Raw genomic sequence first — 25,677 nt, 5'->3', positions numbered from 1 at the left:
GGTGGAGACTTACTCGTGACTTCCAATAAAAACACAACTTCAAAACTTGATTATAATCTTGTTTTTATTCTTTTATTATTGTTTTTGGCAAGCTGTATTTCCATTTATAGCGCCCAAGCGAGCGGACAATACAAAGAGAATTTTTTAATTAAGCAAATGGTATGGTACGCCGTTGGCGGCGGGATCATCGCTGCGGTGATGACGCTGGATTCCGACCAGCTGCGAAAGCTGACCTGGTATGCCTATGGTTTTGGACTATTTCTTCTGGGTTTTTTAATTGTCGCACCACCAAGCATTGCTCCGATGATTAATGGAGCGAAGAGCTGGTTTATCGTTCCGGCCATGGGTTCTTTGCAGCCTTCGGAGTTTGTTAAAATATTTATTATCTTAGCACTTTCACGGGTCATCGATGATCACCATCAAAAAAATCAGGGGAACAAGACGATTCAAACTGATTTTTGGTTATTAATAAAGCTTGGCATTGTGACAATGGTGCCATTGATGTTAGTGATGCAACAGCCGGACTTAGGAACATCGCTTGTGTTTATTGCGATATTAGTAGGAATGATTTTTATCTCAGGCATCTCCTGGAAGCTGCTTGTACCGATTTTTTCATCTGGTACCGTCCTAGCTTCAACGATTTTGTATTTTGTTGTCTGGAAACCGGACATTTTGGAGAAATATCTTGGCGTAAAGCAGTACCAATTTGGCAGGATTTATTCCTGGCTCGATCCTTACAATTTTCAAAGTTCCGCTGGTTATCAGCTGACAAAGTCTCTGCTCGCCATTGGCTCAGGCCAAACAGGCGGGAAAGGCTACGGCAATCGAGAAGTTTACCTGCCGGAAAGTCATACCGACTTTATCTTCAGTGTTGTAGGGGAGGAATTTGGCTTTATCGGAGCGAGTGTGTTAATTAGTTTGTTTTTCCTTTTGATTTACCATATTACGAAGGTTGGCATGGAAACAAAGAATAATTTTTATACGTATATTTGTGTCGGTGTCATCAGCATGATTACCTTCCACGTTTTCCAAAATATCGGCATGACGATTGGTGTACTGCCAATCACCGGTATCCCGCTTCCGTTCATCAGCTACGGCGGCAGTGCCTTAATGGGGAACATGCTCGGGCTCGGCTTAATTTTCTCAATACGATACCATTATAAAAAATATATGTTTTCGACAACGGCATAATATTGTTTTTAAAAAGGGCGACAGTGTTCGCCCTTTTTTTGTTGCTGCAAATGGGTTTGGCGGAATTAATTGCAGTTTTCGCGGAAAAGAAGCAAAGTTTCGCGGAATTAATTCAGAAGTTAGCGGAATAAATACTAAGTCCTGCGGAATTCCAGTTCTATTCTGCGGAAAAACATAACAAAAAAAGAGCAAGGCCATGGCAAGCCTCGCTCTTTTCATATGGGAAGGTTTTTTACTAACTAAATTTTCTTACTTAGTCATAATCTTTTCAATATCATCCAGCATAAGGTTTGCTGCAAGCACGCCGCCGGCAGTGTTCCAAATCGCATCACTTACCTCGTGGACATTTCCGTTTTTAACAGCGTTTAAATTTTTCCAAAGCGGATCGTTTGTCCATTCCTTGGCAGTATCCAAGGCTTTTTGATCACCGTTAGGCGCATAGGTGAAGTAGAAAAGCTGATCCGCATCCATTTTAGGAATCACTTCTTTTCCTACCTCTACAGCAAGTTTACCTAGCTTATTTTCTGGAGTAAACAACGTTTCTTGCTGTGGTGCACGTTTAAAGCCTAATTTATCAAAAATAACACCAGAGAATGAATCAGTGTAATAAATACGAGATTTACCTGCCATAAAACGAACAATGGAAACCTGTTCATTTACTTTATCGCCAAGTTTTCCTTTAACATCTGAAACGTGTTTATCAAAATCACTTAAAACCTTATTTCCTTTTTCTTCAAGGTTTAAAGCTTTTGCATATAATTTAAAGTTTTCTTGCCAATCGCCTCTAAGCGTTTCAGAAAAAACGGTAGGGGCAATAGCGCTTAGTTGTTGGTAAATTTTTTCTTGACGAAGCTTGTTACCGATAATTAAATCAGGTTTTAATGACGCAATTTTCTCGACGTTTACTTCACCTTCAACCCCAACTACCTCAACACCGTCCATATCCTTTTTAATATGGTCGTACCATGGATTTCCAAGAAAAGATTGAACAGCTCCAACTGGCTTAACTCCTAAAGATAGCACTGCCTCTGTACCTTCGTTTGTGAGAACAACGACTCTCTTTGGAGTGCCTTTAATAGTTGTCGAACCCATTGCGTGCTCAATCGTATATGATTTTTCTTCTGTTTTCTTCGGTTTTGCTTTTTCCCCGGCAGTTTTCTCAGTTGAGCTGCCGCATGCGGCTAATAAGAAAATAGCCATAACGGAAAAAAGGGTAAGTATTGTTTTAATTGCCTTCAAAATATGTAGCCCCCTTAGCTAGTTGTTAATGATAATCATTTTCAATGACACTCTTATCATAAATTGTGACCTCTTCGCCTGTCAACAATTTTATTGAAAATCGTTCTCATTTTAATTGACAATCATTATCAATTAGAGATAAACTAAAATTAATAACCTAATAGAAAGGTTTACCCGAAATGTTGTTAAAAAGTACTTTTTCAAAATGGATAGGATTATTGCTCGTCATCTTGCTGATGCTTGCTTTCATCTGTGCGAGCATCGTATATGGCTATGCCGATACAAGCTGGCAGACAGCGGTTGATGCCTTTACCCATAACAATGGGTCCAATGAACACATTATTATTCAAACGGTAAGACTTCCACGTGCATTAATCGCATCCACCGTCGGGGCAAGCCTTGCGATTGCAGGCGTCCTCATGCAAACATTAACGAAAAATCCCTTGGCATCGCCTGGAATATTTGGCATTAATGCCGGAGCCGGCTTTTCTGTTGTTGTAGCTATGACCTTATTTTCTGTTAATAGTCTGACAGCTTTCAGCGGTCTTGCTTTTTTGGGGGCTGCCATAGCGGCCATTAGCGTTTATTCGATAGGTTCCTTTGGCCGGGAAGGATTAACACCGATGAAACTGACACTGGCAGGGGCAGCGATATCAGCAATGTTCTCCTCCTTTACACAAGGTATTTTAGTTCTGGATGAAGCCATGCTTGATCAGGTGCTGTTTTGGCTGGCAGGCTCAGTCTCAGGGCGAAAATTGGAAACACTGGCTTCCGTGCTGCCTTACATTGGAATTGGTTGGCTGGGCTCGATATTGATTGCTGGAAAAATGAATATCCTCGCCATGGGGGAAGATGTTGCGAAGGGACTCGGTTTAAATACCGGTTTTGTAAAAATAGCAATTGGTATCTTGGTTATTTTATTAGCGGGCGGATCCGTTGCTGTGGCAGGGCCGATTGGCTTTGTCGGGATTGTGGTTCCGCATATTACCAGATCAATTATCGGCATTGATCATCGCTGGGTGATTCCATTTGCCGGAATTTTGGGCGCGATTCTATTGCTAGCAGCAGATATTGCTGCACGATATATTTTAATGCCGTCCGAGGTTCCTGTCGGGGTCATGACGGCCATTATCGGAACTCCATTCTTCATTTACATCGCGAGAAGGGGGTTCAATGCACGATGAGTAAATATAAAAACTTCCGCCTTTTTAATAATCGAATGTCTTTTTTACTGGATCGAAAAGCAGCCATCATTTTTCTTATACTTCTCATCATTACCGCTGCTGTTTTTATCATCAGCACCGGCGCTGGGGAAATGAAGATTAGCCCGCTTACCGTTGTAAAGGTTTTATTCGGTGCAGGACCAGAAATGGAAACGCTCGTCATACAATCCTTTCGCCTGCCAAGGATTATTATTGCGCTAATGGTAGGCATCTCGTTAGCGGTAGCCGGAGGCATTTTACAAGGGATGATCCGCAATCCGCTCGCCTCCCCTGATGTGCTCGGGATTACAGGCGGGGCAGCATTTGCTGTAGTAAGTTTCCTCGCACTCTTTAGCGATAAAAATCATTCCCTTACCGTCAGCATTGCCTGGCTGCCTTTAGCTGCCTTTATTGGAGCAGGCGTTGTTGCCTTCTTGGTTTATTTGCTAGCTTGGAAAAATGGGGTTTCCCCGATCAGACTAGTATTGATTGGAATTGGAATCTCAACGTTAACACAAGCGTTAACGACCTTAACGATGGTAATGGGGCCGATTTATCAGGCAAGCCAGGCAAACATTTGGATTACAGGAACGGTTTACGGATCTAATTGGAAAAATGTTGCCACACTTGTACCTTGGTCTGTAGTCTTCCTGATCATAGCCTTTGCAGCCGCAAGAACGATCAATATCCAAGAACTGGGCGATGAGGTGGCAACTGGTTTGGGCGGCAAGGTCCAAAAACAGCGATTTTTACTTCTGATGATTAGCACTGCCTTAATTGGAAGTTCGGTTGCCTTTGCTGGCGGCATTGGTTTTGTCGGACTGATGGCACCCCATATGGCACGAAGATTAGTTGGTTCCTCCTTTGGGGCGCTGCTTCCAGCCTCAGCCCTTCTCGGAGGGATCCTGGTTATGATTGCGGATTTAATCGGACGGACAATGTTTTCACCATTAGAAGTACCGGCTGGAGTTTTCACGGCCGGAATAGGTGCACCTTATTTTATCTACTTACTATTTAAAACTAGAAATGCCTAGAAAAGCGGAAGGCGCCTGCCTATCGGTGACAGGCATAAGACGAGCCGGCATGAAGGTTGTATTTTAATCTTCTTGACGGATTGGTTTATGACCCGAGCCGATGGCGCCTGAAGCTAGACAAATAAAGGAGCTGTCAGAGATGATGAATGCGATTGAAACGAAAGAATTATCACTTTCTTATGGGGAGACGCTGATTATTAATGAGCTGAATCTGCAAATTCCAAAGGGTGAAATAACCGTTTTTATCGGAGCAAACGGCTGCGGGAAATCAACGCTGCTTCGTTCAATCGCCCGGCTGCTGAAGCCAAAGTCAGGGGCAGTTTTGCTGGAAGGGAAGGCGATTGCCAAGCTTTCCACAAAAGACATTGCGAAAAAAATGGCCATTTTGCCGCAGTCACCCACAGCACCTGAAGGCTTAACGGTCCTCCAGCTCGTCAAGCAGGGACGGTATCCGCATCAATCCTGGTTAAAGCAATGGTCGGAAGAAGATGAGAAAAAAGTAAACGACGCCTTGAAGGCTACTCGATTAGAGCATTTGAAAGAAAGACCTGTAGACTCTCTATCCGGAGGTCAAAGGCAGCGCGCCTGGATTGCAATGACTTTGGCTCAAGATACCGATATTATTTTATTGGATGAGCCAACGACTTACTTGGATATGACCCATCAAATCGAAATTCTTGATTTGCTTTTTGAATTAAACGAAATGAAAAACCGGTCCGTTGTTATGGTCCTGCATGACCTCAACCTCGCCTGCCGTTATGCCCATAACATTGTGGCAATTAAAGATCAAAAAGTTTACGCACAAGGAAAACCAGAGCATGTCATCAATTGCAGTCTTGTAAAAAATGTTTTTGATATGGATTGTGAGGTAACGACAGATCCATTATTCGGCACACCTCTTTGCATCCCTTATGGGAAGGGAAGATGTATTCTAGAGAAGGCGGTAGCGATCAATGGCTAAACTTTTGACTGTGACCAAGCTCCAAAAATATAGGCTGGCAGCTAATTTGAATCATTCATTTCAAGTCGCTGATTTATTGGATGAAAAGTATTTAAAGTTATTCATTGCTAACTTAGCAGATTCTATCGGTGCACCGAATGAAAAAGCAGCAGCCTCCATTTTTATTAAAAGATATGCCTTTGTGGCCGTCCTCTCCCTTTATGCAATGTCAGTCTGGAATAAAAAAGTCAATGTCTCATTGAGTAATATAGAAATGGAGTCACCTGAAAAGGGAAACGATTGGCTCCCTTCCTTTTTATTAATGGATGAAAAGGAACAGGATTGGAATGGGAATGCCCGCGCGGAGTGGCGAAAGGAAATTATAAACGAGCTATTTGCCAAAAATATTTTCCCTATCATCGATAAATTAGAAAAAACTTTTGGGATTTCTAAATTAATCTTGTGGGAAAATATTGCTGTTTACATATTCTGGCTTTACGAATCAGAGCTAAAGGACATTGAAAATAGCAGTGTAGAAAGCGATTTCCGCTATTTAATTTTTGAAGCAGAAGGCGCCCTGTTTGGACGCTATAAAGGAAATCCTTTGCAAAAATACTATGCCGAAAAGATCGATAATGTAAGAATGAGGAAAACCTGTTGTTTCTCTTATCAATTAGCAGCTGGCAAGCGCTGCAAAACATGTCCATGTATGCAAATCACCAAAGATGGAAGGTGTCAGGATGGAGAAAGTATTTGTTCAACAATTCGAAGCCTTGCTTGAGAAATATAGTGAATTATTAGTAGGGGAAGCGTCTGAAGAGACGAAAGAAAAGGTAAAGGCTTGGGCGCTGTACACTCACATCGCCAAATCGATGCCCGCTTTAGCTAAACACTGGAATGAATTGTACCCAGAAGCAAAAGAAGAAATGAAGCAAATTATTAATGAAATTAAAAAGATGAATGAAGAGCACCGGAATTCTGCGAATAAATGAAAAACAGGCTGAGAGGTTCAGCCTGTTTTTTGTCTAGCTACAGCGCCTAGGCGCTTTCGTTTTTCTAATTACCGTTTATATTGGTTATTCTGGCTATTGGTTTTGTTGAAGCCTGGATCCTCATTGCCTGGTCCGCCATTGCCTTTTACGCTGGCTGCACTGACACCTGCTTTGGAAGGATTTTTCTTCATTTTTGCCATGGAAAATCACCTCAAAAATAGATTTCCCCTCAAAGAAAAATTTATCAAAAGTGAAGAAAAAATTTATTTTTCAAAAAAAAATAAATTTTCCACGTTTATGGATTGCACAAATTTTCAAAATCTTTTATATTAAATAATAACAGAACTCATTCAAGTGTGAAATTTTTTTGAGAAAAAAATGAATGAGTATTCATTCAAAATGTTGAAGGGGGAGACAATGTTGAACCAACTTATTAAAAAAGCAGCCGTCTTAGGATCTGGAGTTATGGGATCAGGAATTGCGGCGCATCTTGCAAACATAGGAATACCAACCCTATTATTGGATATCGTCCCACGTGAACTAACGAAAGATGAAGCAGCAAAGGGATTAACTTTAGCTGACCAGCAGGTACGTAATCGTATCGCAGCAGCAAACATTCAAAAATTATTGAAGCAAAAACCTGCACCGCTGACTGCTAAAAAGAATCTAGCTCTTATTGAAGCAGGAAACCTTGAGGACGATTTAGTCAAATTGAAAGACGTTGACTGGGTAATCGAAGTGGTTGTTGAAAACTTGAATGTGAAAAAACAGGTTTTTGCGCAAGTTGATCAATTCCGTAAACCTGGCAGTATTGTAAGCTCAAACACTTCTGGTATTTCAGTGGAAGCGATGGTTGAAGGAAGTTCCGACGATTTTAAGAAACACTTCCTTGGAACACACTTCTTTAACCCTCCGCGTTATTTAAAATTGTTAGAAATTATCCCAACGCAATACACTGATCCAGAAGTCCTCTCTTTCATGAAAACCTTTGGTGAGGATGTTTTAGGAAAAGGTGTAGTGGTGGCCAAGGATACGCCTAACTTTATCGGAAACCGCATCGGTACGTACGGTCTCCTTGTGACAGTTAGAGAAATGTTAAAGGGCGGCTATAGTGTCGGAGAAATCGATTCAATCACTGGACCATTAATTGGACGTGCGAAAAGCGCTACCTTCCGTACCCTTGATGTAGTCGGACTAGATACCTTTTATCATGTAGCGAACAATGTCTACGATAGTGTCCAAGGGGAAGAGAAGGAAGTTTTTGAAGTCCCTGCCTTTATGAAGACGATGGTGGAAAAAGGCTGGCTTGGAAGCAAATCCGGACAAGGATTCTATTTGAAAAAAGGTAAAGAAATCTTAGAATTGGATCCAAATACGCTGGAGTACGGTCCACGCAAAAAGCTTTCTACACCATCCGTAGAGCTTTCAAAGCAGGAAAAAGGAACTGCGAATAAATTGAAAGCGCTTGTTTACGCCAATGATCGTGCCGGCCAATTTTTATGGAATACAACTAAACATTCATTAATATACTCAGCACAGCTCTTAGGGGAAATCGCCGATGATATCGTAGCCATCGACCGTGCGATGAAATGGGGCTTCGGCTGGGAAAAAGGTCCTTTTGAAAACTGGGATGCCATTGGCGTCGAAAAATCTGTTCAAAAGATGAAAGAAGAGGGCATTGAAGTGCCAGCATGGGTTACCGAAATGCTTGAAAAGGGTCATACCTCCTTCTATAAAGAAGAAAACGGCGAGCATTACTTCTATCACAAAGGTGAATACCAATCAGTGGAGTTTAATCCGAAGGTGATCGACCTTAAGAAAATTAAAAAGCAAAAAGGTGTTATTAAAAAGAATAGCGGCGCGAGCTTAATTGATATTGGCGATGGAGTTGCTCTACTTGAATTCCATTCACCAAATAATGCAATTGGACTTGATATCGTACAAATGATTAATTTCGCTGTCGATGAAGTCGAGAAAAATTACAAAGGTCTTGTCATCGGGAACCAAGGTAAGAATTTCTGTGTCGGTGCCAACCTAGCAATGATGCTGATGGAAGCCCAGGATGACAATATTCTGGAGCTCGATATGGTCGTGCGACATCTTCATAACGCACTTTTAAAAGTAAAATACAGCTCTAAGCCAGTGGTTGCGGCACCATTTGGCATGACGTTAGGCGGAGGTGCAGAGGTTTGCCTGCCTGCAGCGCACATTCAAGCATCCTCTGAAACGTATATGGGACTTGTTGAGGTTGGAGTAGGCTTGCTTCCAGGCGGTGGCGGTAACAAGGAGCTTTATATTAAGCACTTAGAAAGCCTGCCAAATGGCGTTCAATTCGACCTGCAAAACGTGGCCAATAAAGTTTTTGAAAGCATCGCGACCGCGAAAGTATCTACTTCAGCAGAAGAGGCACGCGAGAATAATTTCTTGAACTTTGCTGATGGAATCAGCTTCAATGGAGACCATCTGCTATATGATGCAAAACAAGCCGTATTGGCATTACATGAAAAAGGCTTTAAGCCAAAGGTGCGCCGCAAGGTTCCAGTTGTCGGTGAAACCGGTTATGCGACACTTCTGCTTGGTGCTGAAGCCATGCGTTTATCCGGCTTTATTTCCGAGCATGATCTAAAAATTGCCAAGAAAATTGCTTATGTCATCGCCGGAGGCAAAGTGCCATTCGGAACAGAGGTCGATGAGCAATATCTATTAGATTTAGAAAGAGAAGCTTTCTTAAGCTTAATCAGAGAACCAAAAACACAGCAGCGCATGCAGCATATGCTTGTAAAGGGAAAACCATTACGCAACTAAACTAATAGATTAAGAGAAAGTGAGGGAACTTCCATGAGAGAAGCGGTAATCGTTGCCGGAGCAAGGACACCGGTCGGTAAGTCAAAGAAAGGAACGCTTGCCCAAGTTCGTCCTGATGATTTGGGAGCGTTAGTTGTTAAAGAAACCTTAAAGCGTGCCGGAAATTATGAAGGCAATATAGATGATTTAATTATTGGCTGTGCGATGCCTGAAGCAGAGCAAGGAAATAACATGGCCCGCAATATCGGAGCCTTGGCAGGACTTCCTTACACAGTTCCTGCCATTACAGTGAATCGTTTCTGTTCTTCAGGATTACAGGCGATTGCCTATGCATCACAAGGAATAATGCTTGGCCACACCGACACAGCCCTCGCCGGCGGAGCGGAATCGATGAGTATGATTCCAATGATGGGTCATGTTGTTCGTCCAAATATCAAGCTAGCGGAAACAGCTCCTCAGTACTATATGGGAATGGGGCATACGGCTGAACAGGTAGCACAAAAGTATGGTATTACACGCGAGGACCAAGATGCGTTTGCGGTTAGAAGTCATCAGCGTGCTGCCAAAGCTATTGCAGAAGGAAAATTCGTTGATGAAATCGTACCAGTGGATGTCACTATTCGCACAGTGGGAAAAGACAATAAGCTGGTTGAAAAGACAATCCAATTTACACAAGACGAAGGTGTTCGTCCAGATACAAACTTAGAAACACTTGCGAAGCTGCGCCCTGCCTTTGCTGTTACAGGTTCTGTTACAGCTGGCAATGCCTCACAAACAAGTGACGGTGCAGCGGCTGTTATGGTAATGGACCGTGAGAAGGCAGAAGCACTTGGTCTTAAGCCATTAGCAAAATTCCGTTCGTTCGCTGTAGGCGGTGTTCCGCCGGAAATTATGGGTGTCGGGCCTGTAGTAGCGATCCCTAGAGCCCTTAAGTTAGCAGGTTTAGAGCTATCAGATATTAATCTATTCGAATTGAACGAAGCCTTTGCTTCGCAATCTCTTCAAGTAATCCGTGAACTTGGACTTGATGAAGAAAAAGTAAACGTGAATGGCGGGGCAATTGCCCTTGGACATCCACTAGGGTGTACAGGAGCGAAGTTAACATTGAGCCTGATTCATGAGTTAAAGCGCCGCAACGAACAATTTGGTGTTGTAACCATGTGTATCGGCGGCGGTATGGGTGCTGCCGGAGTATTTGAATTATTGTAATACGGTTAAGGGGGGCCGCGAGTGTAGCCCCTTCTAAAAATCAATTAGGAGGAATTTTTATGACTGAAACTAAAAAAATCGTAAAAGGCGGAAGCTTTTTAATTGAAGATCTTTCATATGAGGATATTTTTACACCGGAAGATTTTACAGAAGAGCATTTAATGATTGGGCAGACTGCTGCAGACTTTGTTGAAAAAGAAGTAGCACCGCAAATCGAGCATTTAGAAAATCATGAATTTGATCGTACGGTTAAGTTATTAAAGAAAATGGGCGACCTTGGCCTTTTAGCTGTAGACGTTCCTGAGGAGTTTGAAGGCTTAGGTTTAGATAAAATTACTTCATCTGTTATTACCGAAAAAATGTCCGGCGCTGGCGGCTTCTCCCTTTCTTATGGAGCGCACGTGGGAATTGGTTCCCTGCCAATCGTGTTATTCGGTAATGACGAACAAAAGAAAAAATATTTACCTGCCCTTGCCTCTGGTGAAAAAATTGCAGCATATGCATTGACAGAGCCAGGCTCAGGTTCTGACGCCCTTGGTGCCAGAACAACGGCAAAATTAAATGCTGCCGGTACTCATTATATCCTTAACGGTGAAAAGCAATGGATCACCAATGCTGGTTTTGCAGATGTTTTCGTAGTTTATGCAAAAATTGACGGCGAACATTTCACCGCCTTTATTGTTGAACGAGATTTCCCTGGTGTTTCAACAGGCGCTGAAGAAAAGAAAATGGGTATTAAGGCTTCTTCTACTCGTACCCTTATTTTAGAAGATGTAGCAGTCCCGGTAGAAAACTTATTAGGTGAATATGGAAAGGGCCACGTCATTGCGTTTAATATCTTAAACATCGGCCGGTACAAGTTAGCAGTCGGCGGCGTTGGCGGCTCTAAGAAGGCATTTGAAATGACTGTTAAATATGCAAATGGACGTAAGCAATTTAAGACTCCAATTGCCCAATTTAATTTAACAAAAGAAAAGTTTGGTACTATGGCCTCTAAAATTTATGCGGCTGAAAGCTCAGTTTACCGCACAATCGGGTTGTATGAAAACAACCAAGGCCAGCTTTCAACTGAAGAAGCGAAGGACATAAAAAAAGTTGCTGGTTCCATCGCAGAATATGCAATCGAGTGTTCTGTAAATAAATTCTTTGCCAGTGAAGTGCTTTCTTACGTAGTAGATGAAGGCGTACAAATTCATGGCGGATATGGCTTCATGCAGGAATATCCGATTGAAAGAGCCTATCGTGATGCCCGTATTAACCGTATTTTTGAAGGAACAAACGAAATCAACCGCCTATTGGTGCCAGGAACCTTCTTAAAAAAGGCCTTTAAAGGCGAGCTTCCATTGTTCCAAAAAGCAATGGCACTTCAAGAGGAATTAATGATGTTAATGCCGGAAGAGCCAGGCGAAGAGCCGCTTGCTCAGGAAAAATATCTTGTGAAAAACGCGAAGAAAATTGGCTTATTAGCTGCAGGATTAGCTGCGCAAAAATTTGGCAAAGCGCTTGAAACAGAACAAGAGATCCTATCAAATATCGCGGATATTGCTTCACAGGTTTATGCGATGGAATCAGTTGTTTTACGTACTGAAAAAGCGATTGCAAAAGACGGCTTAGAAAAGAATAAGCAAAAGCTTCTTTACACTCAAATTTTCTGTCAAGAAGCTTTTAATGAAATCGAACAGCATGCACGAGAAACGCTTGTCGCGATTGAACAAGGTGATACCTTACGCATGATGCTCACTTCCCTTCGCAAGTTTACTCGCCACACTCCAATCAACGTGATTGCGAAAAAACGTGAAGCAGCGGATGTAGTAATTGAAGCAGAACGTTATGTAGTATAATTTTCACTTCGGCTCCCTTCTTTTCCAGAGGGGAGCTTTTTATTTGATTATGATAGATTGGAGCGTAACGCCTGGTATGGAAATCAACAGCTCAGTTTAAACAACTTTTTATTTAAATATTTTTTTAAAAAGCAGGAAATTCTACAAAAGGTGTCGAATTTTACCTTTTGGGAGTGTCATCTATTAGGATTTTATAGTTGTCTGTGATAAAATGCATTTGACTAAAGAGGGTGGTGAAACGGTTGGCAATAACTTTTTACTGGTATCCAAAATGCGGAACATGTCGAAATGCAAAGAAGTGGCTGGATGCCCATCAGCTTAATTATGAAGAAGTACATATTGTGGAAAATCCCCCATCAAGGGAATTGTTGCATGAGTTTTACCAAAAAAGCGGCTTGGAATTAAAGAAGTTTTTTAATACAAGCGGTCAAAAATACCGGGAATTAGGTATTAAAGACCGAATGAAATCGGCAACTGACGATGAACTATTAGATTTATTGGCTTCCGATGGCATGTTAATCAAACGCCCTATTTTAACAGACGGAGAGCATGTGACCGTTGGCTTTAAGGAAGAAGAGTTTGAGAAAATGTGGCTGAAGTAACATAGCCATAATGCAAAAATGGTAATCGATTTAATTCGATATAAATTTTAGATTAATTCAATGGAGGGATTTTGTAATGAGTACACCAAAAGAATTACGTTATTCTGAAGAACATGAATGGGTAAAAGTTGAAGGAGAAAAAGTACGTGTCGGGATCACGGACTTTGCACAGCACGAGTTAGGGGATATCGTTTTCGTTGAGCTTCCTGAAGTGGGCGACGAAGTAACTGCTGACGAACCATTCGGCAGCGTTGAATCAGTTAAGACTGTTTCAGAACTTTACGCTCCAGTCAGCGGAAAAGTTGTTGAAGTTAACGAAGATTTAAGTGACAGCCCTGAGTTCGTGAACGAATCACCATATGAAAAAGCATGGATGATCGTGATTGAATTATCCGACAACAGCGAGTTAGACAAGCTTATGACTGCTGAACAATACGAAGAAATGACTAAAGAAGACTAATTCTTAACTTGAAAGCACCTCATGCAGGTGCTTTTCTTACATTTTCCACTTTTTCTACTACTAAATTTGGGCAAGCTATCATAAAATGTGAAGAAGGCGGAAAAGCATCCATGAGCAAAAACCTATTTTTGAGATGACAATAATGCTATAGTTAACGTACCTAAGAAGCAGGCACACATTGTGAAAAATTTGGAATATGTTATCATAAAACAACTTCTTTTACAGGTGATGGATAATGAATGATACGTATGTTGACAAAGTTCTTATTGTCGAAGGAAAATCGGATAAAAATAAGGTCAAGAGTATTTTAAAGGAACCCGTTGAAATCATTTGTACAAATGGAACCATCAGTTTGACAAAGTTGGATGAATTGATTGAATTTCTTGAAGACAAGGATGTCTATATCCTTGTGGATGCCGATGAAGCCGGCGAAAAGCTTCGGAAACAGTTTAAACGGGAGTTTCCTCATGCGGAACATTTATATATTGATCGGATGTATCGTGAAGTAGCTACAGCGCCTGTGCATCACCTTGCAACAGTTTTATTAGGAGCGAATATTGACGTTCATACCGAGTATTTAGAAATGAGCTAACTGAAATGAATGAGTGGAATCGAAATGATTTAACCACCTTCCTCGAATCAAAGGCAACCGGAGTGGTCTATTTTTATACGCCGATGTGCGGCACCTGCCAGCTGGCCTCTAAAATGCTATTGGTAGTTGAGGAACTGGTTGAGATAGAAATGGGAAAAATGAACTTAAATTTTTATCCTGATTTAGCGGTGGATTTTGGCGTTGAAAGTGTCCCATGTTTGCTGATCGTACAAAACGGGTTCGTGATGGAGACATTATATGCTTTCCATTCAGTGCCGTTTTTGTTGGATAAAATAAGGAAGTATATAAGCTAAAACAGATGCTTTTGTGGGCATCTGTTTTTTTGTGACATATAAAAAGAGTGTTGCTAGTCATTGGGAAAGGGCCAGAGTGCCTGTGACAGGGTTGGAAAAGAAACAGCGGTCACTTTGGAAGAGTTAGAGTGCCCGTGGCAGGATTGAAAAAGCGAAAGCGGTCACTGTGAAAGGTTCAGAGTGCCCGTGACAGGGATGAAAAAGAAACAGCGGTCACAGTGGAAGAGTCAGAGTGCCCGTGGCAGGCTAAAAAAGGCGAAAGCGGTCACTGTAGAAACGTCAGAGTTCCTATGACAGGGTTGAAAAAGCGAAAGCGGTCACTTTGAAAGGGTCAGAGTGCCCGCGACAGGATAGAAAAAGCGAAAGCGGTCACTGTGGGAGTCAGAGTGCCTGTTACAGGATAGAAAAAGAAACAGCAGTCACTGAGGAAGAGTCAGAATGCTCGTAACAGGGTTAAAAAAGTTTCATCGGTCACGTGAAAGGGCCAGAGTGCCCGCGACAGGATAGAAAAAGAAACAGCGGTCACTGTGGAAGGTTCAGAGTGCCCGTGACAGGGATGAAAAAGAAACAGCGGTCACTGTGGAAGAGTCAGAGTGCCCGCGACAGGATAGAAAAAGAAACAGCGGTCACTGTGGGAGAGTCAGAGTGCCCGCGACAGGATAGAAAAAGAAACAGCGGTCACTGTGGAAGAGTCAGAGTGCTCGTGACAGGGTTGAAAAAGTTTCATCGGTCACTGTGAAAGGGCCAGAGTGCCCGCGACAGGATAGAAAAAGAAACAGCGGTCACTGTGGAAGGTTCAGAGTGCCCGTGACAGGGATGAAAAAGAAACAGCAGTCACAGTGGAAGAGTCAGAGTGCTCGCGACGGGATAGAAAAAGAAACAGCGGTCACTGTGGAAGAGTCAGAGTGCCTGCGACAGGATAGAAAAAGAAACAGCGGTCACTGAGGAAGAGTCAGAGTGCCCGTGGCGGGGTTAAAAAAGCGATAGCAGTCACTGTGAAAGCTCCAAAGTGACAATTACGAGATAGAAAAAATCACAACGGTCACTAACAAATAAGCAAATATCAATTTACTTATTTCAAATTTAAAAAACTATATTCTTTCTTACCAGTAGAAATATAGTTTTCCTTTAAAACCCGTCTAATTGTTTTCATTGACACCCCCCACACCATTCCATCACAACATTAGTGGTAATTCTCATATCCGGAAACAACAGCTTAATTTCTTCCACACTCCGTATAACAGCAGCATCAATTGCTTCCTCGCTCCCGCAATCAATACATATCAATTTTCCAGTAGCCAATGATACTTTAAAGGAATGGCACGCACAACAAGTTAACCCTTTTCGAAGAAAACCAAAATTATAAGCCCGGAGCTTTGCATATGGTAAATCAATTTGATTCAAAGAAACTAGTTTATCTGCGAGAACGTTCTGCCGAGAAGATAATTTGGATGGAATACTATTTAACTTTTTCATGAAACTTTTTAACTGAGGTACATAAATAATGGGCTCGCTGGAGGGTGCTTCGTATAAGTAAAACTCGGGGTTAATAAAAACAACGTATCCCTTAATCGGTATATTGTAGCCTAAATTATGGAGTAATTGACTTAGTAGGGTTTTGCTGCGATTTAACTGATCAAGCGGATTTTGATATACTTTTCCATTTAGAGTTTCTAACCTATCACGCTTAAAAACAAAATTTCCTTGATAATTTTTCACCTCAAAAAGGTAGATCGGTTGTTGAAAAAGGAGCGCAGAATCAATTTGGAATTTTTTATTACCGGCCTCAAGCTGCAAATCATTTAAAATAAAACATTGACTTTGCACTTTCTCCGTTAATAAATCAAACTGAACTTCCCCTTCGTAGCCTTTTTCAAGATTCAAATAATGCTGCATTTCATTCTCCGTCAACTCCATTCGCGTGTTTAAAATCCTAAGAATCAGTAACTCTAGTGACTCTATTCGTGGTTTGTAAGCCATGTTCCACACCCTTTCTTTACTTCAAATTTTATAAAAATATCACCCATCCTTAACTACAAACAATTGAACAATTTATAACAATTCCACCAATTTCGACACACACCTCCGCCGATCCCCGCAATAACTGTCGAGCATTATTAAAAGGATAATAGCGCCCCATGATGAATAGTATTAGTAAAAGCATGGGACCGGAGTGGTGAAAATGATAGAGGCTTTAAATAATTTTCTAACAAAGATAAAAGAACAAAGGCATATCCTTCCATTGATAGAAAACGCGGACCTTCGAGTGAACATAAATACCAATCAACACTCCATACAACTGGTAATAAAAAATGGAACCATTTTTACACTTCAAAACCAACCTGCTAAATACGAAATTAGCGGCGATCTAAATGCAATGACACAACTCCTCGAGGGGAAGAAAAGGTTACGAACACTAAAACTCAGCATTTCAGCTCCTTTAAGAACGACCCTGCTTCTCGAATCCCTTTTTTACCTCACAAAGGCACAGGAAGATTTTGTGAAAATAGTTTAATCAAAGCTATTGACTCGGAATTAGACATCATGTATGCTGAATTTAGAATATTCTACCAATAAATCAATCAAATAAAGTAATCTTATCTAGAGAGGCGGAGGGACTGGCCCGATGATGCCCGGCAACCGGTTGGACAACCAAGGTGCTAATTCCAGCGGAGCAGAAAAGGCTTCGGAAGATAAGAAGAGAGACCCCCTCTTCTTATTGAAGCGGGGGTTATTTATTTTAAAAGGAGTGGGTGTAATGGCAGAAAATCAAAAAAAGTATCGATTTGAAACATTAAGTGTTCATGGCGGATTAACACCAGATCCCGTAACAGGAGCACGCGCTGTTCCGATCTACCAAAACAATGCCTATCAATTTAAAAACACAGAACATGCAGCAAATCTGTTTAGCTTAGCGGAACCAGGTTACATATATACCCGCATTCATAATCCAACCACCACCGTATTTGAAGAACGTGTCGCTCTCCTAGAAGGAGGCGTCGGCGCCCTAGCAGTCGCTAGCGGGATGGCTGCCATCACACTCGCAATCCTAAATATTGCCGAAGCAGGCGATGAAATTGTTGCAGCATCCAATCTCTATGGCGGAACCTATAATTTATTTGCGGTTACTCTCCCTAAATACGGGATTAAAGTAAAATTCGTAGATGCAGATAATCCGGAAAACTTCCGCACGGCAATTACCGAAAAAACAAAAGCAGTTTTTGCTGAAACAATTGGTAATCCAAGCTTGCGCGTTCTTGATATTGAAAAAGTTGCAGAGATTGCTCACGAGGCTGGAGTTCCATTAATTGTTGACAATACCTTTGCAACACCTTACCTTTGCAGACCAATTGAACATGGTGCAGACATTGTGGTACACTCCGCAACCAAGTGGCTCCTGGGGAATGGCACCACGACAGGCGGCATCATTGTTGATGGCGGTAAGTTTGATTGGAATTCGTCTAAATTCCCTGGCTTTACTACTCCAGATGTAAGCTATCATGATCTTGTCTATGCAGAGGCACTAGGGGCCGTTGCATATATTATCAAAGCGCGAGTCCAGCTCCTTCGTGACCTTGGACCAGCCTTAAGCCCACAAAATGCTTTCTTATTTACACTTGGTCTTGAAACGCTGCATGTTCGTATGAAAGAGCATGTCACCAATACAAATCAAGTCGTTGAATATTTGTTAAATCACCCTGCCGTCAAGTGGGTTTCCTATCCAGGGCACAAAACACATCCAGATCACGAGTTAGCCTATAAATATTTGCCAAAAGGGGCAGGATCTATGGTTATTTTCGGAATTAAGGGTGGAAAAGAAGCTGGAGCAAAGCTAATAGATTCCCTCTCTTTATGGGCTCATGTTGCTAATGTTGGGGATGCAAAAAGTTTAATCATTCATCCGGCGAGTACAACACACCAGCAGCTAGATACTGAAGGACTTAAGGCAGCAGGTGTATCAGAAGATTTAATCCGCCTATCAATCGGTATCGAGAACGTCGAGGATTTGATTGAAGACCTGGAATCCGCGATTGAGTCTGCAACAGGCTTAACTTCGTTAAAAGTAAATGTTTAATATTTCCTAAATTCTTTTTTTCGAAAATTTCATTGACACTCTTTTTTATCCGTGGTACGATAATTTTCGTAAAATAATTACTTAAATAATTTAACGTGTTAATTGAATATATAGGATGCTCTTATCAAGAGAGGTGGAGGGATGTGCCCGATGAAACCCGGCAACCGTCAATTTATTGAAATGGTGCCAATTCACACAAAGCGATTGCTTTGGGAGATGGGAGAAAGGTTATATTAATAATGCCTTTCTGCCTGTGCAGAAAGGCATTTTGTTTTCCTAAAATAGGAATTTTTTCTACCAAACAATCAAACCCTATAATCAAGTAATAGGTTGTAATTTCAGAATTTTAAGTAAATAGGATAAAAAGTAGGTGAAACGACTATGATCTCGATAAAAAATGTCCGAAAAATCTATCCATCGAAACAGGGGCAGTTAAAAGCCGTCGATGACGTCAACCTGGAAATTAAAGAAGGAGAAATTTTCGGAGTAATTGGATATAGCGGTGCTGGGAAAAGTACTTTAATCCGTATGCTCAACGGACTTGAGCTGCCGACCGATGGAACTGTAACGGTAGCTGGTCGTGTTATCTCAAAAATAAAGGGCAGCGAACTTCGAAAGGCACGCCAGGAAATTAGCATGATATTCCAACATTTTAATCTTCTTTGGTCAAGGACAGTCAGCGAAAATATTGCTTTTCCATTAGAAATAGCTGGGGTTCCAAGCTCACAAAGACAAAAAAGAGTTAATGAGCTCATTAAGCTAGTTGGTCTTGAGGGCAGAGAAAATGCGTATCCATCACAGCTGAGCGGCGGGCAAAAGCAGAGGGTCGGAATTGCCAGAGCACTCGCGAATAACCCAAAGGTTTTGCTTTGTGATGAAGCAACCTCCGCGCTCGATCCGCAAACAACCGACTCAATTTTGGAATTATTAGTTGATATTAATAAACGGCTTGGCTTAACCATTGTATTGATTACACATGAGATGCATGTCATTCGAAAGATCTGCCACCGTGTTGCGGTAATGGAAAGCGGAAAAGTGGTTGAGCTTGGTTCAGTTCTCGATGTATTTAAAAACCCTCAACAGCCGATTACAAAACGATTTGTCCAACAAGTGACAGAGCCGGAAGAAACAAAGGATACTGCAGAGCATTTGCTTGAACGTTATCAATCAGGTCTGATTGTCCAACTAACCTTCATTGGGGAATCTGCTGAGCAGCCGATTATCACTAATTTAATAAGAAATAACAATATTACGGTAAATATCCTGCAGGGGAAAATATCACAAACCCAAAGTGGTTCATATGGTACGCTTTTCATCCATATCGATGGGGACGAAAAAGAAGTCATGAATGCAGTTGACTTTATCCGTTCTCAACAGGTAGGAGTGGAGGTGGTAGCAAATGATTAAGGAGTATTTTCCAAATGTTGATTGGCTTATTTTGTGGCAAGAAACAAAAAATACCCTATATATGACGGGGATCTCGGTTCTTGCAACTTTTATTTTAGGGACCTTGCTTGGATTAATTTTATTTCTTACTTCTAATGGAAACTTATGGGGAAATAAACCGGTTAACGCGGTATTCAGTACGATCGTGAATATTTTCCGTTCTATACCATTTATTATCTTAATCGTGTTATTAATTCCGTTAACTACGATATTGGTTGGATCCATGATTGGTGTTAATGCTGCATTACCATCATTAATAATTGGAGCTGCGCCGTTTTATGCGCGGATGGTGGAAATTGGACTAAGAGAGATTGATAAAGGAGTCATTGAAGCAGCCAGATCGATGGGAGCAACAACTGGTACGATTATCTGGAAGGTGCTTCTTCCGGAATCAATGCCGGCACTCATTTCAGGTATTACAGTTACAGCCATTGCCCTTGTCAGTTACACAGCGATGGCAGGTGCGATTGGGGCAGGCGGCTTAGGAAGTCTCGCTTACAACTATGGGTATCAGCGAAACCAAAATGATGTCACCTTTATGGCAACAGTCGTCATTTTACTTATTGTGTTTGTGATTCAATTTATTGGTGATTTCATCACTTCAAAATTAGATAAACGATAAAAAAAGGAGAGGTTAAAATGAAAAAATGGTTAACAGTACTTTTAGCATTAACACTTGCACTTGCGCTGGCAGCTTGCGGTAAATCTGAAGAAAAATCAGAAGGTACTACTGAAAAGGGCAGTAAAACAACAACATTAGTTGTCGGGGCATCTACTGTTCCCCACGCTGAAATTCTTGAAAAAGCAGCACCGCTTTTAAAAGAAAAAGGGATTAATTTAAAAATTACAACCTTTACTGACTATGTTTTACCAAACAAAGCTCTTGCTTCAAAAGAACTTGATGCTAACTATTTCCAACACATTCCTTACTTAGAGTCTCAAAATAAAGAGTTTGGATATAATTTTGTCAATGCTGGCGGAATCCATATCGAGCCAATTGGTATTTATTCTAAGAAATACAAAAAACTAAGCGACCTTCCAGAAGGTGCTCACCTAATCATGAGCAACTCTGTAGCAGACCACGGCCGTCTCCTTTCATTGCTTGAAAAACAAGGCCTAATCAAACTTAAAGATGGCATTGATAAAACAAAAGCTGAATTGAAAGATGTTGTTGAAAATCCTAAGAATTTGAAATTTGATGCAAACTATGAAGCAAAATTATTACCACAAATCTATAACAATGGCGAAGGCGATGCGGTTCTAATCAACTCAAACTATGCGATTGACGCGGGCTTAAACCCAGTTAAAGATTCCATTGCGATTGAAGATAAAGAATCACCATATGTAAACGTAATTGCGGTTCGTAAAGGTGATGAAAACAAGCCAGCAATCAAAGCACTTGTTGAAGTACTTCATTCAAAAGAAATCCAAGACTTTATCCTTGAAAAATACAAAGGTGCCGTTGTACCAGTATCTGAATAAGTACCATGAAAAAGCAGGCGATGTAAGCCTGCTTTTTCATATGGCTGTGTTAAAGGCTAGTGTTGATTTTTAACAAAGTTGACTGGAACGCAAATCAACAACTAAGTTTAAAAGGGCCTTACATATAGATATAGGTAGAAACTGAGGATACATGAATCAACCTAAATGGGTAAAAATACAAAAGACTTTATACCTGAATCCACTTGGCAATTATGAAAAAAATGAGGTATCATTTTAATCGAGTGTGTTTTACATAATTGGATAGTTGTCTGAATTTTTCGAAAACCACTCTTTATATTCTCATTTAGGACATCCTCAATGAAAATAGCTGCTTGGTTTTTACTGTTTAAGAGTTGCTAATACATTTCATTTGTTATAAGATTGGAATGAGAATAAAATGAGAATAGAGTTATAGATCTCCTGTGATCTACAAGATACAAAACATTCTTTTCGGAGGTATTAATATGGCTGGATCAACTTTAACTATCAAGGATTTACACGTAGAAATTGATGGGAAAGAAATCTTAAAGGGTGTAAACCTTGAAATAAAAGGTGGAGAAATTCACGCAATTATGGGTCCTAACGGAACAGGTAAATCTACTTTATCTTCCGCAATTATGGGGCATCCAAAATATGAAGTAACAAGTGGCAGCATCACATTAGATGGTCAAAACGTTCTTGAAATGGAAGTAGATGAGCGTGCTCGCGCAGGTCTTTTCCTTGCAATGCAATATCCAAGTGAAATCAACGGCGTAACGAATGCGGATTTTTTACGTTCAGCCCTAAATAGCCGTTTAGGTGAAGGCAATGAGATTTCTTTAATGAAGTTTATCCGCAAAATGGATAAGCAAATGGAATTCTTAGAAATGGATTTAGATATGGCACAGCGCTACTTAAATGAAGGCTTCTCCGGCGGTGAGAAAAAGCGTAACGAAATCCTTCAATTGATGATGCTGGAGCCAAAAATGGCGATTCTAGATGAAATTGACTCTGGTCTTGATATTGACGCTCTAAAGGTTGTTTCAAAGGGTGTTAATGAAATGCGCGGCGAAGACTTTGGCTGCTTAATTATTACTCACTATCAACGTCTTTTAAACTATATCACTCCTGACCATGTGCATATTATGATGCAAGGCCGTATTGTGAAATCAGGCGGCGCAGAGCTTGCACAACGCTTAGAAGCAGAAGGATATGACTGGATTAAGAAAGAGCTCGGCATTGAAGATGAAACAGTTGGGCAAGAAGCGTAAGCAGTTAGGAGGATTACAATGACAACAGAAACAAAATTACCATTTGATAAAGGGTTTGTGAGTTCTTTTTCAAAAGAGACGGGCGAACCTGCCTGGTTTGCAGAGCTTCGTCTAAAGGCATTAGAACACTTCGAAGAATTGCCAATGCCGCGACCTGACAAAACGAAAATTGATAAATGGAACTTTACACAATTTAATCAGCATGTTGTAAAAAGTGCTGCTTACACTTCACTAGCTGAACTTCCAGAAGAAGTAAAAGCATTAGTTGAAGAGAATAAGAACTTATACATTCAACGAAATCAAACTCCTGGCTTTTTATCTTTATCAGAAGATCTAAAAGCAAAGGGTGTTATTTTTACCGATATTTTCACCGCAGCAAAGAACCATGGCGACATATTGAAAAAGTACTATATGACACAGGCTATTAACGCTGATGAGCACCGTTTAACTGCCCTTCACGCTGCACTTGTGAATGGGGGAGCATTCTTATACGTTCCTAAAAATGTTGAAATCTCTGAACCAATTCAAGCGGTGTTTGTACAGGATGATGCCCAAGCGAATCTATTCAATCATGTGATTGTCGTGGCGGATGACAACAGCTCCGTAACATACGTTGAAAACTATATTTCAACGATGGAAGAATCGAATACACTAGCCAATATTCTAACCGAAGTCATTGCCAATAGTAATGCGAAGGTCCAATATGGTGCGGTTGATTACCTCGCAAAAGGAATCACTACCTACGTGAACCGCCGCGGTGTTGCTGGCAGAGATGCTCGGATTGAATGGGCGCTAGGTTTAATGAATGAAGGCAATACGATTTCCGAAAATACAACAAACCTTCTTGGTGACGGCGCGTATGCCGACACGAAAACAGTTGTGGTTGGACGCGGAGAGCAAACACAAAACTTTACTACAAAGGTCGTTCACTTTGGAAAACACACAGAAGGTTATATCTTAAAGCACGGCGTAATGAAGGATAGTGCTTCTTCCATTTTCAATGGAATCGGCAAAATTGAACATGGCGCTTCTAAATCAAATGCAGAGCAAGAATCACGCGTATTGATGCTTAGCGAAAAAGCACGCGGCGATGCCAACCCAATTCTCCTCATTGATGAGGACGATGTAACTGCAGGACATGCAGCGTCAGTTGGCCGTGTTGACAAAATCCAGCTCTATTATTTGATGAGCCGCGGCATTCCGAAAAAAGAAGCTGAACGCTTAGTTATTCATGGCTTCCTTGCTCCAGTTGTAAACCAGCTTCCGATTGAAGGAGTAAAGAAACAGCTAACTGAAGTGATTGAAAGGAAAGTACGCTAATGAATATCGGGGAAATTCGCAAACAGTTTCCAATCCTAGATCAAGAGGTTAACGGCAAGCCTTTAGTATATTTGGATAGTTCAGCAACTTCCCAAAAGCCCCTAAAGGTTATTGAAACCGTTGGAAAATATTATCGTGAAATCAATTCCAATGTCCACCGTGGTGTGCATACACTAGGAACAAGAGCTACTGATGCATACGAAGGTGCCCGTGAAAAGGTTCGTAAGTTCATCAATGCCAAGTCGATTCAAGAAGTTATTTTTACAAGAGGCACAACTACTTCCATCAACACAGTTGCAGCAAGCTACGCGGCGGCGAACCTGAAGGAAGGCGACGAAATCGTTATTACGCATATGGAGCATCATAGTAATATCATTCCTTGGCAGCAGGTTGCCAGACGAACAGGTGCCCAATTGAAGTATATTCCACTTCAAGAGGATGGAACAATTTCACTCGAGGATGTACGAGCAACAGTGACACCGAATACGCAAGTTGTTTCGGTAATGCAGGTTTCTAACGTTCTTGGTGTCATCAATCCAGTCAAAGAAATCGCCCAAATTGCCCATGAAAATGGAGCGATTATGGTAGTGGATGGTGCGCAAAGTGCCCCGCATATGAAAATTGATGTTCAAGATTTAGATTGTGATTTCTTTGCTTTTTCAGGACACAAAATGTGCGCTCCGACCGGCATTGGTGTTCTTTATGGGAAAAAACATTTGCTTGAAAAAATGGAGCCAATCGAGTTTGGCGGCGAAATGATTGATTTCGTTCAATTATACGAATCAACATGGAAAGAACTACCGTGGAAGTTCGAAGGCGGTACACCGATTATTGCAGGTGCTGTGGGTCTTGGTGCTGCTATCGACTTTTTAAATGAAGTGGGATTAGACAATATTGCCGAGCATGAACATAAGCTTGCAGCCTATGCTTTAGAAAAGATGTCAACGGTTGAAGGCATGACCATTTATGGTCCGCTTGATCCGGCAAAGCGTGCAGGACTTGTAACGTTTAATCTAGCAGACGTTCACCCGCACGATGTTGCGACAGTTCTAGATGCGGAAGGAATCGCAGTTCGCGCCGGACATCATTGTGCGCAGCCGCTGATGAGATGGTTAAAAGCTTCCGCAACCGCTCGAGCAAGCTTCTATTTATACAATACAGAAGAAGATATTGATAAACTTGTTGAAGGGCTTGTCAAAACAAAGGAGTATTTCAGCGATGTCTTCTAATAATTTAGATACACTGTACCGTCAAGTTATTATGGATCATTATAAAAATCCCCGTAATCGTGGAGTTTTGGAAGATGGCAGCCATACGATTGACATGAACAACCCAACCTGCGGTGACCGCATTCGTTTAACACTAAAAGTGGAGAATGGAATTGTGGTTGATGCTAAGCAGGAAGGGGAAGGCTGTTCGATTTCAATGTCCTCTGCGTCGATGATGACGCAGGCGATTAAAGGTAAAACAATCGAAGAAGCGTTAAAGCTCTCGCAGATTTTTTCCGATATGATGCAGGGAAAAGATTACGATGATGACGATATCGATTTAGGCGATATCGAGGCACTTCAAGGTGTTTGCAAATTTCCAGCCCGAATTAAGTGTGCGACACTTGCTTGGAAGGCAATGGAAAAGAGTTTAAAGGAAGAGGAACAACAATAGAACGGCAGGGGTTTTGAAAGC

Annotated in this window: 25 protein-coding genes and 2 riboswitches; of the genes, 22 read left to right on the top strand and 3 right to left on the bottom strand. The window is 41.3% G+C overall.

From position 1 onward, the window contains the following. Window positions 1–15 precede the first annotated feature (15 nt). The gene (rodA, locus tag AC59HZ_RS21885) at window positions 16–1,191 is read left to right on the top strand and encodes a rod shape-determining protein RodA (RefSeq protein WP_496547881.1); all 1,176 of its coding nucleotides are present in this window, start codon (window positions 16–18) and stop codon (window positions 1,189–1,191) included. 249 nt (window positions 1,192–1,440) lie between these two features. Here rodA and AC59HZ_RS21880 read toward each other — a convergent pair whose 3' ends face one another. Next, window positions 1,441–2,391, bottom strand: coding sequence for an ABC transporter substrate-binding protein (locus AC59HZ_RS21880; RefSeq protein ID WP_496547998.1), 951 nt, complete (start codon window positions 2,389–2,391; stop codon window positions 1,441–1,443). A gap of 218 nt (window positions 2,392–2,609) precedes the next feature. On the opposite strand from AC59HZ_RS21880, the gene AC59HZ_RS21875 reads away from it, so the two are divergent. From AC59HZ_RS21875 to AC59HZ_RS21855, 5 genes are all read left to right on the top strand, one after another. Then, window positions 2,610–3,614 (top strand): FecCD family ABC transporter permease, encoded by a 1,005-nt coding sequence (locus AC59HZ_RS21875; RefSeq protein ID WP_496547880.1) that lies wholly within the window; start codon window positions 2,610–2,612, stop codon window positions 3,612–3,614. Continuing rightward, window positions 3,611–4,666, top strand: a complete 1,056-nt coding sequence (locus AC59HZ_RS21870) for a FecCD family ABC transporter permease (RefSeq protein WP_496547879.1) — start codon at window positions 3,611–3,613, stop codon at window positions 4,664–4,666. The genes AC59HZ_RS21875 and AC59HZ_RS21870 overlap by 4 nt, the downstream gene beginning before the upstream one ends. A gap of 142 nt (window positions 4,667–4,808) precedes the next feature. Next, a complete protein-coding gene (locus tag AC59HZ_RS21865; protein WP_496547997.1) occupies window positions 4,809–5,627 on the top strand; it encodes an ABC transporter ATP-binding protein in 819 nt (272 codons plus the stop codon). Next, complete coding sequence (gene fhuF / locus AC59HZ_RS21860) at window positions 5,620–6,387, top strand: siderophore-iron reductase FhuF (protein WP_496547878.1); 768 nt, start codon at window positions 5,620–5,622, stop codon at window positions 6,385–6,387. Before AC59HZ_RS21865 ends, fhuF begins: the two co-directional genes overlap by 8 nt. Continuing rightward, a complete protein-coding gene (locus tag AC59HZ_RS21855) occupies window positions 6,347–6,598 on the top strand; it encodes a DUF2573 family protein (protein WP_496547877.1) in 252 nt (83 codons plus the stop codon). The genes fhuF and AC59HZ_RS21855 overlap by 41 nt, the downstream gene beginning before the upstream one ends. A gap of 68 nt (window positions 6,599–6,666) precedes the next feature. Here the strand turns inward: AC59HZ_RS21855 and AC59HZ_RS21850 are convergent, their stop codons facing one another. Further along, a complete protein-coding gene (locus tag AC59HZ_RS21850) occupies window positions 6,667–6,798 on the bottom strand; it encodes a YuzL family protein (RefSeq protein WP_430065584.1) in 132 nt (43 codons plus the stop codon). A gap of 217 nt (window positions 6,799–7,015) precedes the next feature. Between AC59HZ_RS21850 and AC59HZ_RS21845 the strand changes: the two genes are divergently transcribed. The 7 genes from AC59HZ_RS21845 (at window position 7,016) to AC59HZ_RS21815 (ending at window position 14,421) form a co-directional block, all read left to right on the top strand. After that, a complete protein-coding gene (locus AC59HZ_RS21845) occupies window positions 7,016–9,403 on the top strand; it encodes a 3-hydroxyacyl-CoA dehydrogenase/enoyl-CoA hydratase family protein (protein WP_496547876.1) in 2,388 nt (795 codons plus the stop codon). Between the two features lie 33 nt (window positions 9,404–9,436). Next, on the top strand, window positions 9,437–10,612 hold the full coding sequence (locus AC59HZ_RS21840; protein ID WP_496547875.1) for an acetyl-CoA C-acetyltransferase: 1,176 nt from the start codon (window positions 9,437–9,439) through the stop codon (window positions 10,610–10,612). A gap of 59 nt (window positions 10,613–10,671) precedes the next feature. Next, on the top strand, window positions 10,672–12,453 hold the full coding sequence (locus AC59HZ_RS21835) for an acyl-CoA dehydrogenase FadE (RefSeq protein ID WP_496547874.1): 1,782 nt from the start codon (window positions 10,672–10,674) through the stop codon (window positions 12,451–12,453). 242 nt (window positions 12,454–12,695) lie between these two features. Further along, window positions 12,696–13,055, top strand: coding sequence for an arsenate reductase family protein (locus AC59HZ_RS21830; RefSeq protein WP_496547873.1), 360 nt, complete (start codon window positions 12,696–12,698; stop codon window positions 13,053–13,055). 76 nt (window positions 13,056–13,131) lie between these two features. Then, window positions 13,132–13,515, top strand: a complete 384-nt coding sequence (gcvH, locus tag AC59HZ_RS21825; protein ID WP_496547872.1) for a glycine cleavage system protein GcvH — start codon at window positions 13,132–13,134, stop codon at window positions 13,513–13,515. A 235-nt stretch (window positions 13,516–13,750) separates the two neighbouring features. Then, window positions 13,751–14,107, top strand: a complete 357-nt coding sequence (locus tag AC59HZ_RS21820; protein WP_430065572.1) for a toprim domain-containing protein — start codon at window positions 13,751–13,753, stop codon at window positions 14,105–14,107. A gap of 5 nt (window positions 14,108–14,112) precedes the next feature. Next, the gene (locus AC59HZ_RS21815; protein ID WP_496547871.1) at window positions 14,113–14,421 is read left to right on the top strand and encodes a thioredoxin family protein; all 309 of its coding nucleotides are present in this window, start codon (window positions 14,113–14,115) and stop codon (window positions 14,419–14,421) included. A 1,149-nt stretch (window positions 14,422–15,570) separates the two neighbouring features. Here the strand turns inward: AC59HZ_RS21815 and AC59HZ_RS21810 are convergent. Then, window positions 15,571–16,401, bottom strand: coding sequence for a nuclease-related domain-containing protein (locus tag AC59HZ_RS21810; protein ID WP_496547870.1), 831 nt, complete (start codon window positions 16,399–16,401; stop codon window positions 15,571–15,573). Window positions 16,402–16,603: 202 nt separating this feature from the next. Between AC59HZ_RS21810 and AC59HZ_RS21805 the strand changes: the two genes are divergently transcribed. The 9 genes from AC59HZ_RS21805 (at window position 16,604) to sufU (ending at window position 25,656) form a co-directional block, all read left to right on the top strand. Next, window positions 16,604–16,936, top strand: a complete 333-nt coding sequence (locus AC59HZ_RS21805; protein ID WP_496547869.1) for a hypothetical protein — start codon at window positions 16,604–16,606, stop codon at window positions 16,934–16,936. 79 nt (window positions 16,937–17,015) lie between these two features. Next, window positions 17,016–17,121: riboswitch (SAM riboswitch) on the top strand. A 58-nt stretch (window positions 17,122–17,179) separates the two neighbouring features. Further along, window positions 17,180–18,496 carry an O-acetylhomoserine aminocarboxypropyltransferase/cysteine synthase family protein gene (locus tag AC59HZ_RS21800; protein ID WP_496547868.1) on the top strand — a complete coding sequence of 439 codons (1,317 nt, stop codon included), beginning with the start codon at window positions 17,180–17,182 and terminating at the stop codon, window positions 18,494–18,496. A gap of 118 nt (window positions 18,497–18,614) precedes the next feature. Then, window positions 18,615–18,719: riboswitch (SAM riboswitch) on the top strand. A 158-nt stretch (window positions 18,720–18,877) separates the two neighbouring features. Next, the gene (locus AC59HZ_RS21795; RefSeq protein WP_496547867.1) at window positions 18,878–19,903 is read left to right on the top strand and encodes a methionine ABC transporter ATP-binding protein; all 1,026 of its coding nucleotides are present in this window, start codon (window positions 18,878–18,880) and stop codon (window positions 19,901–19,903) included. Then, window positions 19,896–20,564, top strand: a complete 669-nt coding sequence (locus AC59HZ_RS21790; protein ID WP_496547866.1) for a methionine ABC transporter permease — start codon at window positions 19,896–19,898, stop codon at window positions 20,562–20,564. Before AC59HZ_RS21795 ends, AC59HZ_RS21790 begins: the two co-directional genes overlap by 8 nt. A 17-nt stretch (window positions 20,565–20,581) precedes the next feature. Continuing rightward, window positions 20,582–21,424 carry a MetQ/NlpA family ABC transporter substrate-binding protein gene (locus AC59HZ_RS21785; RefSeq protein WP_496547865.1) on the top strand — a complete coding sequence of 281 codons (843 nt, stop codon included), beginning with the start codon at window positions 20,582–20,584 and terminating at the stop codon, window positions 21,422–21,424. Between the two features lie 464 nt (window positions 21,425–21,888). After that, entirely contained in the window at window positions 21,889–22,674 is a 786-nt protein-coding gene (gene sufC, locus AC59HZ_RS21780; RefSeq protein ID WP_496547864.1) for a Fe-S cluster assembly ATPase SufC, read from the top strand. Window positions 22,675–22,692: 18 nt separating this feature from the next. Then, entirely contained in the window at window positions 22,693–23,994 is a 1,302-nt protein-coding gene (sufD, locus tag AC59HZ_RS21775; RefSeq protein WP_496547863.1) for a Fe-S cluster assembly protein SufD, read from the top strand. After that, a complete protein-coding gene (locus AC59HZ_RS21770; protein ID WP_496547862.1) occupies window positions 23,994–25,223 on the top strand; it encodes a cysteine desulfurase in 1,230 nt (409 codons plus the stop codon). The genes sufD and AC59HZ_RS21770 overlap by 1 nt, the downstream gene beginning before the upstream one ends. Further along, window positions 25,213–25,656, top strand: a complete 444-nt coding sequence (gene sufU / locus AC59HZ_RS21765; RefSeq protein ID WP_496547861.1) for a Fe-S cluster assembly sulfur transfer protein SufU — start codon at window positions 25,213–25,215, stop codon at window positions 25,654–25,656. Before AC59HZ_RS21770 ends, sufU begins: the two co-directional genes overlap by 11 nt. Window positions 25,657–25,677: the final 21 nt, after the last annotated feature.

Source organism: Neobacillus sp. DZ-9, from assembly GCF_059587065.1.
Note: the sequence above shows the minus strand (reverse complement) of the source record. Positions and strands in the feature narration are given on the sequence as shown.